Below are 17,574 nucleotides of genomic sequence, written 5' to 3' on the forward strand. Positions count from 1 at the left end.
TCTTGGGTTAAAAATATCTAGGTGTCATTATTTTCTTCTTGTTGAACTGGAAGTCGAATGCAACCATTATTTCATGCGTTCCATTGTTGTATCTTCTCAGTTCTGACTCCGTTAAGTCAAAAGCATAACCAACACGTAACTGATCGGATAATTGATAATGTATCATGAAACTCATTGAGTCGTCAACTCGGTAAGATGCACCCAACCATAGTTGATCGTAGAAAATAAAATTGGCTGATAAGTCAACCGAAATTGGTGCATTCCAAACAATTTTAGATAAAACCGAAGGCTTTAATTTGATATAGTCGTTTAGATCAAAGAGTGCACCTGTTGTTACAAAATAATGACGTTCCTTGTATCCCAAACTGCTTGTATTGATTCCATCATTATCGTAGTTATTTTTCAGCATTCTTGGAATAGCAGCCCCTAAATAAAATCGATCTGTGTAGTAATACAGTCCTAAACCAAAATTCAAGATGAACTTCTCCTCGAAATTCTGCGAGAAAGTACCATCGTTTTGCTGATCCAAAGTAAGGTTCATTAAATCAATCTGAATCATATCAAAACCACCTTTTAAACCCATTGAAAGAGTTCCTTTCTCACTAATTTTTAGATGATATGCAAAATCTGTATAAAAACTATTTTGCTTTACCGGTCCCAATTCATCGTTAATAAATGAAAAACCAGCACCAATGTCATACTTTGTGATTGGTGCACTTAAGGTTAAGGTACGCGATTTTGGTGCTCCATCGAAACCAACCCATTGTTCGCGAGCTAAGAACATTGCACTCATCATATCGGTGCTTCCGGCATAAGCCGGATTCACCGTTAATGGATTGTGCATGTATTGAGTATACATTGGATCTTGCTGTGCCTTTGCTTGATTCACAAAAGGCAAAACCAGCACAAACAAGACAATATATTTTAGAGTTTTAAAAGTATTTCTATTCATTGTTTTCTTTTTTAGTAGTTGATGTAGACGAATCCTTTAATTGGCTTTTCACCATTACCTAAATCGATGATGTAATAATATGTTCCTTCAGGAATTACTTCCGAACCAACTTTCATGCTGCTTTCAGCTCTACCATCCCAATCGTTCAGGTAACCGGTTGCTTCAAAAATCTTATTCCCCCAGCGGTTAAAGATCATTAATCGAGAATTTGGGAAATCTTTGATTCCTTTAATTATGAATCGGTCATTGGTTCCATCACCGTTAGGCGAAAATCCTTCAGGAATTGAAACATACTCCCCACAATCATCATAAGCATCAATGTAATCAGGAATTCCATCTCCATCACAGTCATCATCCCCTTCTTCCGAGTCTGGATAACCGTCATTATCACTATCTGAATCCAAGTAATCAGGAATTCCGTCCCCATCTGTATCTATTGGTTCATCAGTACATGGATCAAAAATCTGAGCTTCATCCTTATCTGAGATTCCATCATTATCACTATCCAAATCCAGGTAGTTCAAATCAGAATCGCCATCGGTATTTAAAGTCAAGGTTTCAATGGCATCAGGAATACTGTCTTCATCGATATCGCTTACACCAATTTCGATAGTGACTGTTGCCTCGTCGCATAAGCCTTCAGGATCGCAAACCCGATAGCTAAACTGATCGGTCTGACAATAAGCTCCCAGATCGGCAATGTAAGTAATGCTTCCATCATCATTTACAATAACATCACCTAATTCGGGATTAGATATGATGTCAACTCCCAGTTCATCGCCATCGGCATCCGAATCGTTATCTTTTACAATGATAATGATCTCTTCATTGTCTCTTGTATCGATAAAATCATCAATTGCAACAGGAGCATCGTTTACGCCTACAATGGTGATCACAACGGTGGCAGTATTACTATCTGTGTTTTCATCGTTCATCACGTAAGTGAAGCTTACCTGGCTTGTTTCACCAGTATTCAGGTATTCGAATTCTCCATTCGGATCGAAGTTATAAGAACCATCGGCATTCAGAACAATTGTTCCTCCACCATTCAGGTTGATTAGGCTTCCTAAATCTGCTGCATTCCCATTGATTCTTACTACTGTCAAATCATCCAAATCAATATCCGTGTCGTTTGGCAATACATTACCGCTAACACTCGTATTCTCATCAGTTGAATTTGTATCGTCGATTGCAACAGGAGCATCGTTCACCGGATTTACGGTAATGCTTACTGTTGCTGTCGATTGGTCGCCGTTTTCATCTTCAATGGTATAAGTAAATGTATCGATACCATTAAAGTTTTCATCTGGTGTGTAGGTGTATGAACCATCGGAAATCATTGCAACCATTCCATTTGCAGGATCAGTCATGTCCACTACCTGAACCGGTAGATCTCCCAGATCGGTATCATTTGTCAATACATTTCCACTCACCCTTGTATCCTCGTCGGTTACATTCACATCATTCACTGCAACTGGTAAATCGTTCACCGAATTTAAGGTAATCGTAACCGTTGCGGTTGATTGCTCACCATCAACATCCTCTATGGTATACTCGAAAGCATCGGTTCCAAAGAAGTCGGCATTTGGTGTGTAAACAAAAGTACCGTCAGCATTTACCGTAACACTTCCGTTTGCCGGATTTGTGTTGGAAACCACTGCTACAGGTGCATCACCCAAATGGATATCGTTATCCATTAAGAAACCACTCTCCGAACTGTCTTCGTCAATTTCAAAATTATCGTTGATAGCAATTGGTGTGTCGTTCACAGGATTTACGGTAATCGTTACAGTTGCTGTGTCCTGATCACCATCTTCATCTTCCAGTGTATAGGTAAATGTATCGGTTCCAAAGAAATCAGCATTTGGTGTATAGGTGTATGTTCCATCCGAGTTCACCACTACTGTTCCGTTAGCCGGATCGGTATTTGAAACTACAACAACCGGTGTATTGATAAAGTCTTCGTCGTTGGCAAACAAATTGCCCGATGAAGTTTCATCCTCGTTGATGATATCAGAATCGTCGTTTGCAATTGGATCGTAATCCAATGGATCAACCCAGATACTTACTGTAGCAGTAGACTCATCACCATCCATATCACGTAAAGTGTAGGTGAAAGAATCGTTGCCAAAATAAGAAGGATTTGGCGTGTATGTGAATGTACCATCAGCATTGATAAGTAATGTACCGTGCGATGGATCTGTATTGGCTGAAATTATTACCGGTACATCAACCAATCTTTCATCGTTATCGAATACATTCCCGCTAATCGACGAGTCTTCTTTTAACCACAAGCTATCGTCAACAGCCAATGGCGTGTCATCGGTCGGGTTCACAGTAATTGTAACAATTGCCGTGTCCTGATCGCCATCCACATCTTCTATGGTATACTCGAAAGTATCCGTTCCAAAGAAGTCTGCATTTGGTGTGTAGGTGTAGGTGCCATCTGCGTTTACAGTTACACTTCCGTTTGCCGGATTTGTATTGGATACAACTGTTACAGGAGCATCGCCCAAATCAGTATCATTGGTCAATACATTTCCATTTACCGAAGCATCTTCCTCAACAAGATTGGTATCATCAACGGCTACCGGAGTATCGTTGGTCGCATTTACGGCAATGGTAACTGTGGCAGTAGACTGCTCTCCATCCACATCTTCTATGGTATACTCGAAAGTGTCCGTTCCAAAGAAATCGGCATTTGGTGTATACGTATAAGTACCATCGGTATTTACCCTTACACTTCCGTTTGATGGATTGGTATTCGATACTACGCTTACCGGTGCATCGCCCAAATCTGTATCATTGGTCAGTACATTGCCGTTCACTGCTGTATCCTCATTGGTTGTATTGCTGTCGTCAACGGCTACCGGGGTGTCGTTGGTCGCATTTACAGTAATGGTAACTGTGGCAGTTGACTGCTCTCCATCCACATCTTCTATGGTATACTCGAAAGTGTCCGTTCCAAAGAAATCGGCATTTGGTGTATACGTATAAGTACCATCGGTATTTACCCTTACACTTCCGTTTGATGGATTGGTATTGGATACTACGCTTACCGGTGCATCGCCCAAATCTGTATCATTGGTCAGTACATTGCCGTTCACTGCTGTATCCTCATTGGTTGTATTGCTGTCGTCAACGGCTACCGGAGTATCGTTGGTCGCATTTACAGTAATGGTAAGTGTGGCAGTTGACTGCTCTCCATCCACATCTTCTATGGTATACTCGAAAGTATCCGTTCCAAAGAAATCGGTATTTGGGGTGTAGGTATAAGTGCCATCGGCATTTACGGTTACACTTCCGTTTGATGGATTGGTATTCGATACAACGCTTACCGGTGCATCACCCAAATCTGTATCATTGGTCAGTACATTGCCGTTCACTGCTGTATCCTCATTGGTTGTATTGCTGTCGTCAACGGCTACCGGAGTATCGTTGGTCGCATTTACAGTAATGGTAAGTGTGGCAGTTGACTGCTCTCCATCCACATCTTCTATGGTATACTCGAAAGTATCCGTTCCAAAGAAATCTGTATTTGGAGTGTACGTATAAGTGCCATCGGTATTTACGGTTACACTTCCGTTTGATGGATTGGTATTCGATACAACGCTTACCGGTGCATCTCCAAGGTCAGTATCGTTGGTCAATACATTGCCGTTTACTGCTGTATCCTCATTGGTTGTATTGCTGTCTTCAACGGCTACCGGGGTGTCGTTGGTCGCATTTACAGTAATGGTAACTGTGGCAGTTGACTGCTCTCCATCCACATCTTCTATGGTATACTCGAAAGTATCCGTCCCAAAGAAATCCGCATTTGGTGTATACGTATAAGTACCATCGGTATTTACCCTTACACTTCCGTTTGATGGATTGGTATTCGATACTACGCTTACCGGTGCATCGCCCAAATCTGTATCATTGGTCAGTACATTGCCGTTCACTGCTGTATCCTCATTGGTTGTATTGCTGTCGTCAACGGCTACCGGGGTGTCGTTGGTCGCATTTACAGTAATGGTAACTGTGGCAGTTGACTGCTCTCCATCTACATCTTCTATGGTATACTCGAAAGTATCTGTCCCAAAGAAATCGGTATTTGGGGTGTACGTATAAGTGCCATCGGCATTTACGGTTACACTTCCGTTTGATGGATTGGTATTGGATACAACGCTTACCGGTGCATCTCCAAGGTCAGTATCGTTGGTCAATACATTGCCGTTTACTGCTGTATCCTCATTGGTTGTATTGCTGTCGTCAACGGCTACCGGAGTATCGTTGGTCGCATTTACAGTAATGGTAACTGTGGCAGTAGACTGCTCTCCATCCACATCTTCTATGGTATACTCGAAAGTATCCGTCCCAAAGAAATCGGTATTTGGGGTGTAGGTATAAGTGCCATCGGCATTTACGGTTACACTTCCGTTTGATGGATTGGTATTCGATACAACGCTTACCGGTGCATCACCCAAATCAGTATCGTTGGTCAATACATTGCCGTTTACTGCTGTATCCTCATTGGTTGTATTGCTGTCGTCAACGGCTACCGGGGTGTCGTTGGTCGCATTTACAGTAATGGTAACTGTGGCAGTTGACTGCTCTCCATCCACATCTTCTATGGTATACTCGAAAGTATCCGTTCCAAAGAAATCCGCATTTGGTGTGTACGTATAAGTGCCATCGGCATTTACGGTTACACTTCCGTTTGATGGATTGGTATTCGATACAACTGTTACTGGTGCATCTCCAAGGTCAGTATCGTTGGTCAATACATTGCCGTTTACTGCTGTATCCTCATTGGTTGTATTGCTGTCGTCAACGGCTACCGGAGTATCGTTGGTCGCATTTACAGTAATGGTAACTGTGGCAGTTGACTGCTCTCCATCCACATCTTCTATGGTATACTCGAAAGTATCTGTTCCAAAGAAATCCGCATTTGGGGTGTACGTATAAGTACCATCGGTATTTACTGTTACACTTCCGTTTGATGGATTGGTATTCGATACTACGCTTACCGGTGCATCGCCCAAATCTGTATCATTGGTCAGTACATTGCCGTTTACTGCTGTATCCTCATTGGTTGTATTGCTGTCGTCAACGGCTACCGGAGTATCGTTGGTCGCATTTACAGTAATGGTAACTGTGGCAGTTGACTGCTCTCCATCTACATCTTCTATGGTATACTCGAAAGTATCTGTTCCAAAGAAATCAGTATTTGGGGTGTACGTATAAGTACCATCGGCATTTACGGTTACACTTCCGTTTGATGGATTGGTATTCGATACAACTGTTACTGGTGCATCTCCAAGGTCAGTATCGTTGGTCAATACATTGCCGTTTACTGCTGTATCCTCATTGGTTGTATTACTGTCGTCAACGGCTACCGGAGTATCGTTGGTCGCATTTACAGTAATGGTAACTGTGGCAGTTGACTGCTCTCCATCTACATCTTCTATGGTATACTGGAAAGTATCTGTTCCAAAGAAATCAGTATTTGGGGTGTACGTATAAGTGCCATCGGCATTTACTGTTACACTTCCGTTTGATGGATTGGTATTCGATACAACGCTTACCGGTACATCGCCCAAATCAGTATCATTGGTCAGTACATTGCCGTTTACTGCTGTATCCTCATTGGTTGTATTGCTGTCGTCAACGGCTACCGGGGTGTCGTTGGTCGCATTTACAGTAATGGTAACTGTGGCAGTTGACTGCTCTCCATCCACATCTTCTATGGTATACTCGAAAGTATCTGTTCCAAAGAAATCCGCATTTGGGGTGTACGTATAAGTGCCATCGGCATTTACCATTACACTTCCGTTTGATGGATTGGTATTCGATACAACGCTTACCGGTGCATCACCCAAATCAGTATCGTTGGTCAATACATTGCCGTTTACTGCTGTATCCTCATTGGTTGTATTGCTGTCGTCAACGGCTACCGGGGTGTCGTTGGTCGCATTTACAGTAATGGTAACTGTGGCAGTTGACTGCTCTCCATCCACATCTTCTATGGTATACTCGAAAGTATCCGTTCCAAAGAAATCCGCATTTGGTGTGTACGTATAAGTGCCATCGGCATTTACGGTTACACTTCCGTTTGATGGATTGGTATTCGATACAACTGTTACTGGTGCATCTCCAAGGTCAGTATCGTTGGTCAATACATTGCCGTTTACTGCTGTATCCTCATTGGTTGTATTACTGTCGTCAACGGCTACCGGAGTATCGTTGGTCGCATTTACAGTAATGGTAACTGTGGCAGTTGACTGCTCTCCATCTACATCTTCTATGGTATACTGGAAAGTATCTGTTCCAAAGAAATCAGTATTTGGGGTGTACGTATAAGTACCATCGGCATTTACGGTTACACTTCCGTTTGATGGATTGGTATTCGATACAACGCTTACTGGTGCATCGCCCAAATCAGTATCATTGGTCAGTACATTGCCGTTCACTGCTGTATCCTCATTGGTTGTATTGCTGTCGTCAACGGCTACCGGGGTGTCGTTGGTCGCATTTACGCTAATGGTAACTGTGGCTGTTGACTGCTCTCCATCTACATCTTCTATGGTATACTCGAAAGTGTCCGTTCCAAAGAAATCTGCATTTGGTGTATACGTATAAGTACCATCGGCATTTACGGTTACACTTCCGTTTGATGGATTGGTATTGGATACAACGCTTACCGGTGCATCGCCCAAATCAGTATCATTGGTCAGTACATTGCCGCTTACTGCCGTATCCTCATTGGTTGTATTGCTGTCGTCAACGGCTACCGGAGTATCGTTGGTCGCATTTACAGTAATGGTAACTGTGGCAGTTGACTGCTCTCCATCTACATCTTCTATGGTATACTGGAAAGTATCTGTTCCAAAGAAATCAGTATTTGGGGTGTACGTATAAGTACCATCGGCATTTACGGTTACACTTCCGTTTGATGGATTGGTATTCGATACAACGCTTACTGGTGCATCGCCCAAATCAGTATCATTGGTCAGTACATTGCCGTTCACTGCTGTATCCTCATTGGTTGTATTGCTGTCGTCAACGGCTACCGGGGTGTCGTTGGTCGCATTTACGCTAATGGTAACTGTGGCTGTTGACTGCTCTCCATCTACATCTTCTATGGTATACTCGAAAGTGTCCGTTCCAAAGAAATCTGCATTTGGTGTATACGTATAAGTACCATCGGCATTTACGGTTACACTTCCGTTTGATGGATTGGTATTGGATACAACGCTTACCGGTGCATCGCCCAAATCAGTATCATTGGTCAGTACATTGCCGCTTACTGCCGTATCCTCATTGGTTGTATTGCTGTCGTCAACGGCTACCGGAGTATCGTTCACCGACTTAACCGTAATGGTAACAGTTGCCTGATCGCATCCTTGAGTTAACGGACTTGTTGCATCGTCGCATACCTGGTAGGTGAAACTCACAGTACCAAAGTAATCTGCATCTGCATCGTAAGTAAAGGTTCCATCAGAATTCAAGGCGATGGTTCCGTTTGTATCCGCTGTTCCGCCATCTACCATGCTGTAGGTAAAGTTGGCTGGGTCGCTGTCTACATCCGAATCGATTCCATTGTGGTTATCTGATTTCAGGTTGCCTGATAACTGGATATCTTCGTTGGTTTCGAAGTTATCATCTTTGGCTACCGGCGGATCGTTTACTGGATTTATTGTTATGGTGAAAGTCTGAGTGATTGAAGTATCATCACCTCCATCTCCGACTCCTCCGTCATCTGTGATATTAACGCTTACCACTGCTGAACCAAAGGCATCATCGGTAGGTGTAAAACTTAAGTTTCCACTTGCATCGATAGCTGGTTGAACTGCAAATAGTGCGTTATTATCGTTGCTGACATGAATGCTTAGTATCTGAGTATTTTCATTTGAAGCTCCTTCGAATTGATTGATCAATTGTCCGTTCACCGTTGCTGCTCCACTGTCCTCATCTACCTCAACATCTTTTGGCGTTTTAAACGCAAATGTTGGTTCATCATTCACAGGAGTAATGTGGATGGTCATTGTATAACTTGATACACTGTAATCTTCTCCATCGTATACTTTGAATCCAAATGAATCGTAATTATTACCATTCTCATCGGCATTTGGAATGAATTTCAGCTTAGAAATATCTGCTGCTGCAATTTGCAAGCCTGTTGCAACAGGACTTCCATTGTATTCAAGAGTTCCTGTACTTTCTTCACTTGTAATCTCGATTCCTGCAAAGGCTGTCTCAACATCATTGTATGAATCTGAAAAATCTGAAACTGCAAAAGTATAGGTCACATCTTCCAGTTCTGTTACCTCTTCGTTGGCAGCTGTTGGAATATCATTAATGGAGATAACTGTAATTGTGAATTGCTGAGAATCTGATTCATTATCTCCTCCATTTTCAGTTCCTCCATCATCAGTAATATAAACTGTAACCGTTGATACACCGTGTGCGTTTGGTGCCGGGGTAAATGTTAGGGTTCCTGCTGAATTAATGGCAGGATTTACTGCAAACAAGCCAGAATTTGTATGGCTCACATCTAAAGTCAGAGTTTGACCAGTTTCGTTCGTTGCCCCTGCATATTGAGTTGCAACCTGTCCAACTACAGATTTGGTACCGCTATCTTCATTTACCCTTACATTGGCATTTGTTTTAAATGTAAATGAAGGTTCATCGTTTACCGAATTTACAGTAATGGTCATTGTGTATTCCAAATCTGAATAATCAGTTCCATCATAAACTTTGAATTTAAAGCTTGAGTATGATGCACCATGTTCATCTGGATTAGGAATAAACTTTAGCAAATTATTATCCAGATCAGTAAGAGTGATCACCTGATCTTTAATAACATCACTACCATTGTAATCAAGATCACCAACTGTTTCAACTTCTGTGATTTGAATTTGAGTCATTGCTTCACTTTCCACATCGCTATAATTACGAGAAAAATCACTTGATGCGAAAGTGTATGTAATGTCTTCGTTCGTACTTACTGCTTCGTTGTCTGCTACCGGATGATCATTTACTGCCTTAATGGTAATGGTAAAAGTTTCAGGAAGAGAAGCATTAACACCTCCATATTCCGTTCCTCCATTATCCTTCAATACAACTGTAACAGTAGCCGTTCCAAATTTGTTGGCTGCTGTAGTAAATGTAAGTTTACCATTGTTGTCGATTGCGGGTTGAACACTGAACAATGCATTGTTATTGTTGACCACATCAAAATTCAATGTTTGTGATGATTCATTTGGAGGACCTTCACTCATCGAAATTGCATGATTGTTACTTTCGTATAAACCATGATCTTCGTCAATTGAGACATCCGGATCAGCAGTTAATGCAAAAGTTGGAATATCATTCACTGGAGTCACATTAACTGTCATCGTATATACCGATGTACTGTAATCTTCTCCATCGAATACAGTAAAGTCGAAAGTTGCATAGGCTGCTCCATTTTCATGAGGATCGGTAGAGAATGTCAGGTCTGCAATATCGGTTAAGTCCAGGGCTTGATTCAGTATAACATCCGAAACTCCCACCTTCAGGTAACCCGCTGTTTCCAGTCCAACAATTTTAATTCCTGCGAAAGCACTGTTCTCCGAGAAATAATTATCGGAATACGACTTAGAGAAGTGTGCAGCTGTAAAATCATGAGTTTGATCTTCCAGTTTTGTTACCGACTCATCATCTGCAGTTGGCGCATCGTTTACCGAACTGATGCTTAGAGAAACTGTTGACTCTGCTGAATAATCAGTTCCATCGTGACCGGTCCATTTGAATGAATCGCTACCAAACCAATGCTGATCTGGCTTGTAAATTAAATTCCCCAATTCGCTATATGGAACTTCAGCTCCTGAAGTCACTGTTGTGGAACCATATTTTAAGCTACCATGATCAGGTGTATCCGTCACTTTAATTTTTCCAAAGATGTCATTTACATCAACATCTGCATAGTTTCCTAACAAAGCATCTGTAAAATCTGTGGTGGCAAATACCACATCGTTGTCCTCGTTAACGGCAGCTTTTGAAAAGTCGGATACCGTTGGAGCCGAGTTGATATAGGTAAAGCTGAAAGTAGCATTACTGCTTGCATATTCTGTTCCGTCGAAACCATTCCAAACCAGGTTTACTATTCCGTTTGCACCCGCATTTGGAGTAAATACCAAGCCATTTAAAAGTGCAGCATAAGTATATTCCCCGATTGTTAGGTCAACGCCATCAAGAGTAAATTTCCCAATACTTGCAGTAGGCAGACTAATGATATTAATCTTCTCGAACTGGCTATCTGTTGCATTTGCATCCGAATAGTGATTTTCAAAATCTAATCTTGTGAAGGTAATCACAACATCTTCCAATTGATCCCCTTTGTCGAAATCGCTAACAACAGGTTTGGTATTATTGTGAGTGATTGTTACTGTTGCATTTGCATCTGCATACTCAGCACCATCTGAACCATTCCATTGGAAAGAAGAATGTCCTTCGTAACCAGGATCTGGATCAAACACCAAACCTGTACCATTATCGATATTAGCTACAGCAATGATATTATTAGTTCCAATTGCAACCGGCACTCCATTATGCAAGAGTGTACCATTTGAAGGAAGGTTAACAATAGTGATCTCCTCCAGATCATCATTTTTAGGTTCGGTATATGGCTTATCGACATCAGAAAACTTGGCTTCGAAATTTGCGCGTGTAATCTGAACATCATTATCCTCAACCGCAGTTTTGTTGATATCAGCAACAACAGGTTTATCTTGAATTGGATTGATGGTAAGGTTTACAGTTCCATTGGCATTAGAATTGGATGAACCATCATTTCCTCTCCATTTGAAGTTATCTGTGCCATTGTAATTGGCATCTGGAATGTATACCAGTTTACTAATATCAGCACTTGGGATATTTTGCTCATCTGCAACAGGATTTCCATCTAATTCTAAATCTCCATTTAATGGTAATCTTTTAATTTTCACATAAGTCAACACATCATGCGCATCATCATCCGTGAATTGATCATCAAAATCAGAGAATGTGAAACTAGCCTGAGTATCCTCATCAATTGCAGCTTTATTTACTGTTCCTGAGAATGGCTTTGTATTCACATAGGTAAAACTAAATGTAGCTGATCCTGTTGACCATTCTGTTCCATCAAAAGCATCCCATTCCAGAGATATCGTTCCATTGTAACCACCAACTGGTGTTGCTGGTGTGAAAGTGATATCATTTATAAGATCTGCATAATCAATTTCCTGATTTACAATTAATGCTCCGCTGTTGAACTCGAAACTACCTCCATTAGACACGAAAGATACAATTTTGATCTTATCAAATGGATCATCATTCACATCTGAATCTGAATGATTATTTGTGAAATCAGCTTGTTTGATACTTACCACTGCATCCTCCTGGATTGAATTTCCCAGGTTCTCATCAGTTAGAATACATTTTGTATTAAAATAGTTAATCGTAACTGTAGCAGGAATTGCAGCATATTCAGCTCCATCAGAAGCATTCCAGGTAAAAATTGCATCGCCTACATAGCCATCTGCCGGTTCGAAAATTAAATCGTGACTTGTTAACTCAGTTTTCGTAATTTCCTGGTCTGCAGTAATTGCACTACCATTCAATTTTAATACACCCATTGCAGCTGAAGGCAAAATGGTCACCTTCATCTTTTGGAAGTCAGGATACAAGTTCGCAGGAACATCTGCCAAACCATCATTATCTACATCGTAATCCACATCAGAGAAGTGATTTACAAAATCAGACAGTTGAATTGAATAATTCACGTCCTTATTTTGAGAATCGGAAAAGCTTGTAATAACAGGAGCATCTTCTACCTGGTTTACGCTAATGGTAATTGTAGCATCTGCAACAGCATAGTCATACCCATCGTAAGCATTATAGTCGAAAGTAGTTTCACCATTCCAGTTTTCATCCGGTTTAAACTTCAGGTTTGGAAGGTCGGCATAAACCACCTCGATATCTGTGCTTGTAATTTTTACTGAACCGTTGTATAAATCACCATGATCCGGCAAACTAAGAATCTTCACTTTCACCAATGGAGTTTGCATCGGATCCAATGAAGTATCGTAATGTGAATCGAAGTTGGTCTGACCAATAAGAATATCAGTATCCTCATCTCCACTAACAGTAAAGTCGCTCACAACCGGTGGGTTGTTAAGTACATTCACTGTTTTGATGATATTGTCGGCACATCCCTCGCTGTTTTGAACAGCCAAATTCACTTCAAATTCATTTCCTATGGTATTATAGGTAATGGTAGGATTTTGAGTATTAGCATTATCAGGAGTTCCTTGTTCAAATGTCCAATACCATGTATCAATTACACCATCATTTGCACCTCCAATTTTAGAAGTTGAACGATCTGCAAAATCAATTGTATTGCCTCTTAATACAGGAGAACTTGTTATTAAGAAATCAGCTTCAACTTTGTAAATACTGAAATCAACGGTGGTTGACTTCACACACTGGCTATTATCGGTTACTGTTAAAGTTATTGTAGCAGTAGAGCCTGCATCCAACGAATTAAATGTATGTGTTTGACTCTGCGAGTTAGACTCCAGTCCATCACCAAAATCCCAATGGTATGAGAATATTGATCCGTCACCATTGGTAGAACTTGCTGATCCGTTGTAAATAACTGCCTCACCTGGACAAACTTTATTATTTTGAACTGAAGCTTCTGTAGTTGAGATCAATACATTAGTCAAGTTATTTGGAGAAACAACACTTACAAAATCAGGTTTTGTTAATGTTGCAGTACAACCAAAACTGGTTGTTACCGTTAAGCTAACATCATAAGTACCTGCTGTAGCATAAGTATATTTAGGATGCTGTAGGTTGGAATCTTCCACACCATCTTCATCAAAATCCCACGACCAGGAATCAATTTGGTATCTATTATCAGTTAAAGTAGATAAATCCGAAAATTGGAATTCTACGTTTTCACAAATATTATCACCTGAAGATTTGCTAAAATCTACAAGAGGAGGAGTACTTGTATTAATACGTCCTAGATCTTCGCGAATATATGAGAAGGATCCACATGTTCCATCATCAGTAAGGATAAGGATTGGTAGTTTTGTACCCGCTGCCGTATAATTATAAGTTATAGACTTACTTGCAGTACCTGCAGCAACACTTTCTTTGCGAGTTACACCAATTCCATAATCCCATGTCAGCTCAGTAACATCCTTCATGTTTGCAGCCTCAAAGGTCACCTCATGATTTGGATCTGCACAGCCATTTAAATTATCATAAGAGAAATTACCAACCGGTCCGGCTACTTTTACCGTTTGCGTACTTGTTTTAACACAACCTCCGGTTAATGTAACAGTTAAAGTCACATTATAAGAACCTGGTTCAACGTAAAAATGAAGAGCTTCTCTTGATGTTGCAGTTTCTCCATCACCAAAATCCCAATGGTAAGAAGACACCATTGAATCATTATCCTTGGCGCGGAATGTTGTGCCTGCCGGTGCACATCCAAGAATTGTCTCATCAGCAATAAAACTACCATCACCATCCACAATTGTAATTTCTTTTGAAATTTCATCGGGACAACCTAAAGAACTTGTAACTCTTTGCTTTATTGTGAATGTTCCCGCTGATGAAAAAACAAAAGTTTGATTTGAAGATGAAGAGGTACTAATCTCATAAATGCCATCGCCATCCAAATCCCATTCGTATTGGGTAATAGTTGCTGTACCATTTACAATACTTGCAGTATTATCGAATGTAACAATTTCTCCAGCACAATAAATTTCTTCCTCTGTTTCAAATCCAGCAGTTAAATTAGGAACAATAACCGAGTTGTTTTCTGAAACCGTATTTGAACAAGCATTTTCATCGCTTACTTTTAAGCTAACTCTAAAATTGTTCTCACTAGTATAAGTATGTGTTGGGTTCTCAAGCGCAGAGGCACTTCCATCACCAAAATTCCATTCGTAAGTATTTTTAGAATAATCAGCAGGATCGCCATCATGCTGCGAAGTGGTATTTGTGAATGTAATCTCCTGATTTAAACATGCTTCAACCGGATCTTTTGAAAAAGAAGCCACAGGACCATTTATACTTAAAAATCCTGTTTTCACTACAGAGTATTTACAACCTCTTTGCTCTGTAACAGTTAACTTTACATCGTACGCATCAGGACTAGCATACGTATAGCTTGGATTTAAATCGCTAGATTCTATAGAACCATTATTATCGAAATCCCAGGCAACAGAAGAAATACTGAAATTAGCAGAAGAATTTGCAGCTATCTGATTAGTAAAACTAATCTCAGCCGGATGACAATCAACCGTTTTATCTGTAATAAATTCCGGATTCGAGCTTGTAACATATACATTTTTAGTAATCTCATCTGTACATCCGGTTTCAGGATTAAATACAGTTAAACTTACCACATAATCACCAGGATCATTATAGGTATGTGAAGGACTCACTGTTTCCAAAGTAACTCCATCACCAAAATCCCAGGTATAAACTGTACCTGCAGCATCGGAATCACTAATATTTGTAAAGTTCACCGTTGCTGGCACACTACAATGAACGTTTTTATCAATGGTAAATCTGGCAACTGGCTGATTAATAATAATATTATTCAGTGTGAAAGGGTCTGATGGGCATCCATTATCATATGCAACAACAGTAAGTGAGTGACTACCATCATCTGTAAAGTTGTGATTTACAATTTGGGGCGAAATACCATCTGAAAAATTTAAAGCATGATTACTTCCATTTGAAAAATTCCAGTACAAACTATCTGCTAATCCTGTAAATGTAGCTGTAAATTGTACCGCACTTTGTTTACAGTCACTGGAAGGATAAGTAACATTAGAAAGAATCGGTTTTTCTCCTACCCTGATAATATTAGTTTCAGTTTTAGTTAGAGAACATCCATTTGTAGTAGTAACTGTTAAACCAACAGAATATTCCCCTCTTGAATTATAGGTATGAGAAGGATTTTGTCCCGTTCCAGCTGCCGATCCATTTTCAAAGGTCCAGTCCCAATTCGTAACAGGATCATTTGTTGCATCAGAATACACTCCGGAAAAACCCACAACCAAACCTTCACAACCGTTAGTAGGGGCAGAAACTGTAAAGTCCAAGGTCTTTTCCTCTACCATAACAAAATCAGTAAATTCAACTGAACAGCCTCCATCAGTAGTTACTGTTAATTTTACCCGATGAGAACCTGCACTTGTAAAATTATAATCCGGATTTTTAATATTACTATCCTCTATGCCATCTCCATTAAAGTCCCACGACCATGACACAACACTACCAATAGTTGTAGTTGAAGCATCTGTAAAAGTCACATTATAATCAGGAGGACAGGCAGAAGTTGCCTCATATGTAAATGAAGGGGTAACACCGGTAATTGTAATTGTTTTGATCACTTCCATTTCACAGCCATCAGAGTGAGTTACGGTAACACTCACTTCATGATCACCCGTAGTTTCGAATGTTGTACTTGGATTCTTAAGATTTGAATCTTCTATATCATCATTATTAAAATCCCAGGACCAAGCGACTGCACTTGCCGAAGAGGCATCGGTAAAACTAACATTTTGACCTACACATGACCCGCTATACGTGAAATCACTGGAATTTCCATCGTTAAATTGTATTTGCTTAATAAGCTCAGAAGATAAACATCCGGCATCTGATTGTAAGGTCAAAGAAATGTCAAATGTTCCTGTACTTGAAAAGGTATGAGTATAAGCCTGACTTTTAGCTTCAATGCTTCCGTCATTATTAATATCCCATTGGTACTCACTTATATTACCATTAGATATGGTCGCTGTAGCTTCCAAAGCTACGTCACCCAATCCGCAAGAATTTTGTTTGGTGATAGAAAAATCGCCCGAAGGAGTAGCGTTTACAGAAAACACTGCTGGTTCATATATTGTTCCTTCACATCCATATTCGTCGGATACCAAAAGCAAAACTCCATATTCATTAGCACCTAAGTCCGGCAATGACAATACAGGATCATTTTCTGTAACTCCTGGTATTTTTCCTTGAAAATCCCACTGATAAGATGTAATGGCTCCCGCACTAACACCTCCAATGGGTGTGCCATCAATATCATATGGGGCAACATTTACATCATTAGCCGTGGCTGTTAAAACTACATCCATCGGTTCGCAACCAGAAACAACTGAAGGCGAAAAATCAGGTTCAGGATTTGGATAAATTGTAATTGTCTGTGATGTGACAGGTCCATCGTTTACCGATAATGTTACCGTATAAACACCAGGTCCGGGATAATTCGCAGAAGGAGTTTTTCCTTGTGCAGGATCTGTGGTTGTCAAATAATTTGAGTTCCCAAAGTTCCATTCCCACTTCGTTACCGTTTCGGTAGATGTATCGGTAAATGTAGCTGTTCCATTTCCACAATGACTGGATAATGAAATTGAAAAACTTGCCGTTTGTGCCTTTACTAGTAATGGCAAAAATAAAATTCCTAGCAATAGGAATTTCTTTCCAAACGTCCTAAGTAGACATAAGAGATTGGGTAAAATTTTACTCATAAATGGTAGATTAGAATTAATGACTATAGTGTATCTCCAAAAAATATCAGTCGAAAA

The 17,574-nt window shown here is 40.3% G+C and carries 2 protein-coding genes; both read right to left on the reverse strand.

Annotated features, from left to right (window positions below; genetic code table 11):
* Window positions 1-7 precede the first annotated feature (7 nt).
* The gene (locus ACO05S_RS02185; RefSeq protein ID WP_421919909.1) at window positions 8-952 is read right to left on the reverse strand and encodes a type IX secretion system membrane protein PorP/SprF; all 945 of its coding nucleotides are present in this window, start codon (window positions 950-952) and stop codon (window positions 8-10) included.
* An 11-nt stretch (window positions 953-963) separates the two neighbouring features.
* Window positions 964-17,439, reverse strand: a complete 16,476-nt coding sequence (locus ACO05S_RS02190) for an Ig-like domain-containing protein (protein ID WP_421919910.1) — start codon at window positions 17,437-17,439, stop codon at window positions 964-966.
* Between the last annotated feature and the right edge of the window lie 135 nt (window positions 17,440-17,574).

It is taken from the genome of Marinifilum sp. (genome assembly GCF_965230805.1).
Taxonomy (GTDB): Bacteria; Bacteroidota; Bacteroidia; order Bacteroidales; family Marinifilaceae; genus Marinifilum.

Excerpts from the sequence above, each read along its gene's own strand:
- ACO05S_RS02185 (WP_421919909.1), bottom strand. The coding sequence starts at position 952 with ATGAATAGAAATACTTTTAAAACTCTAAAATATATTGTCTTGTTTGTG.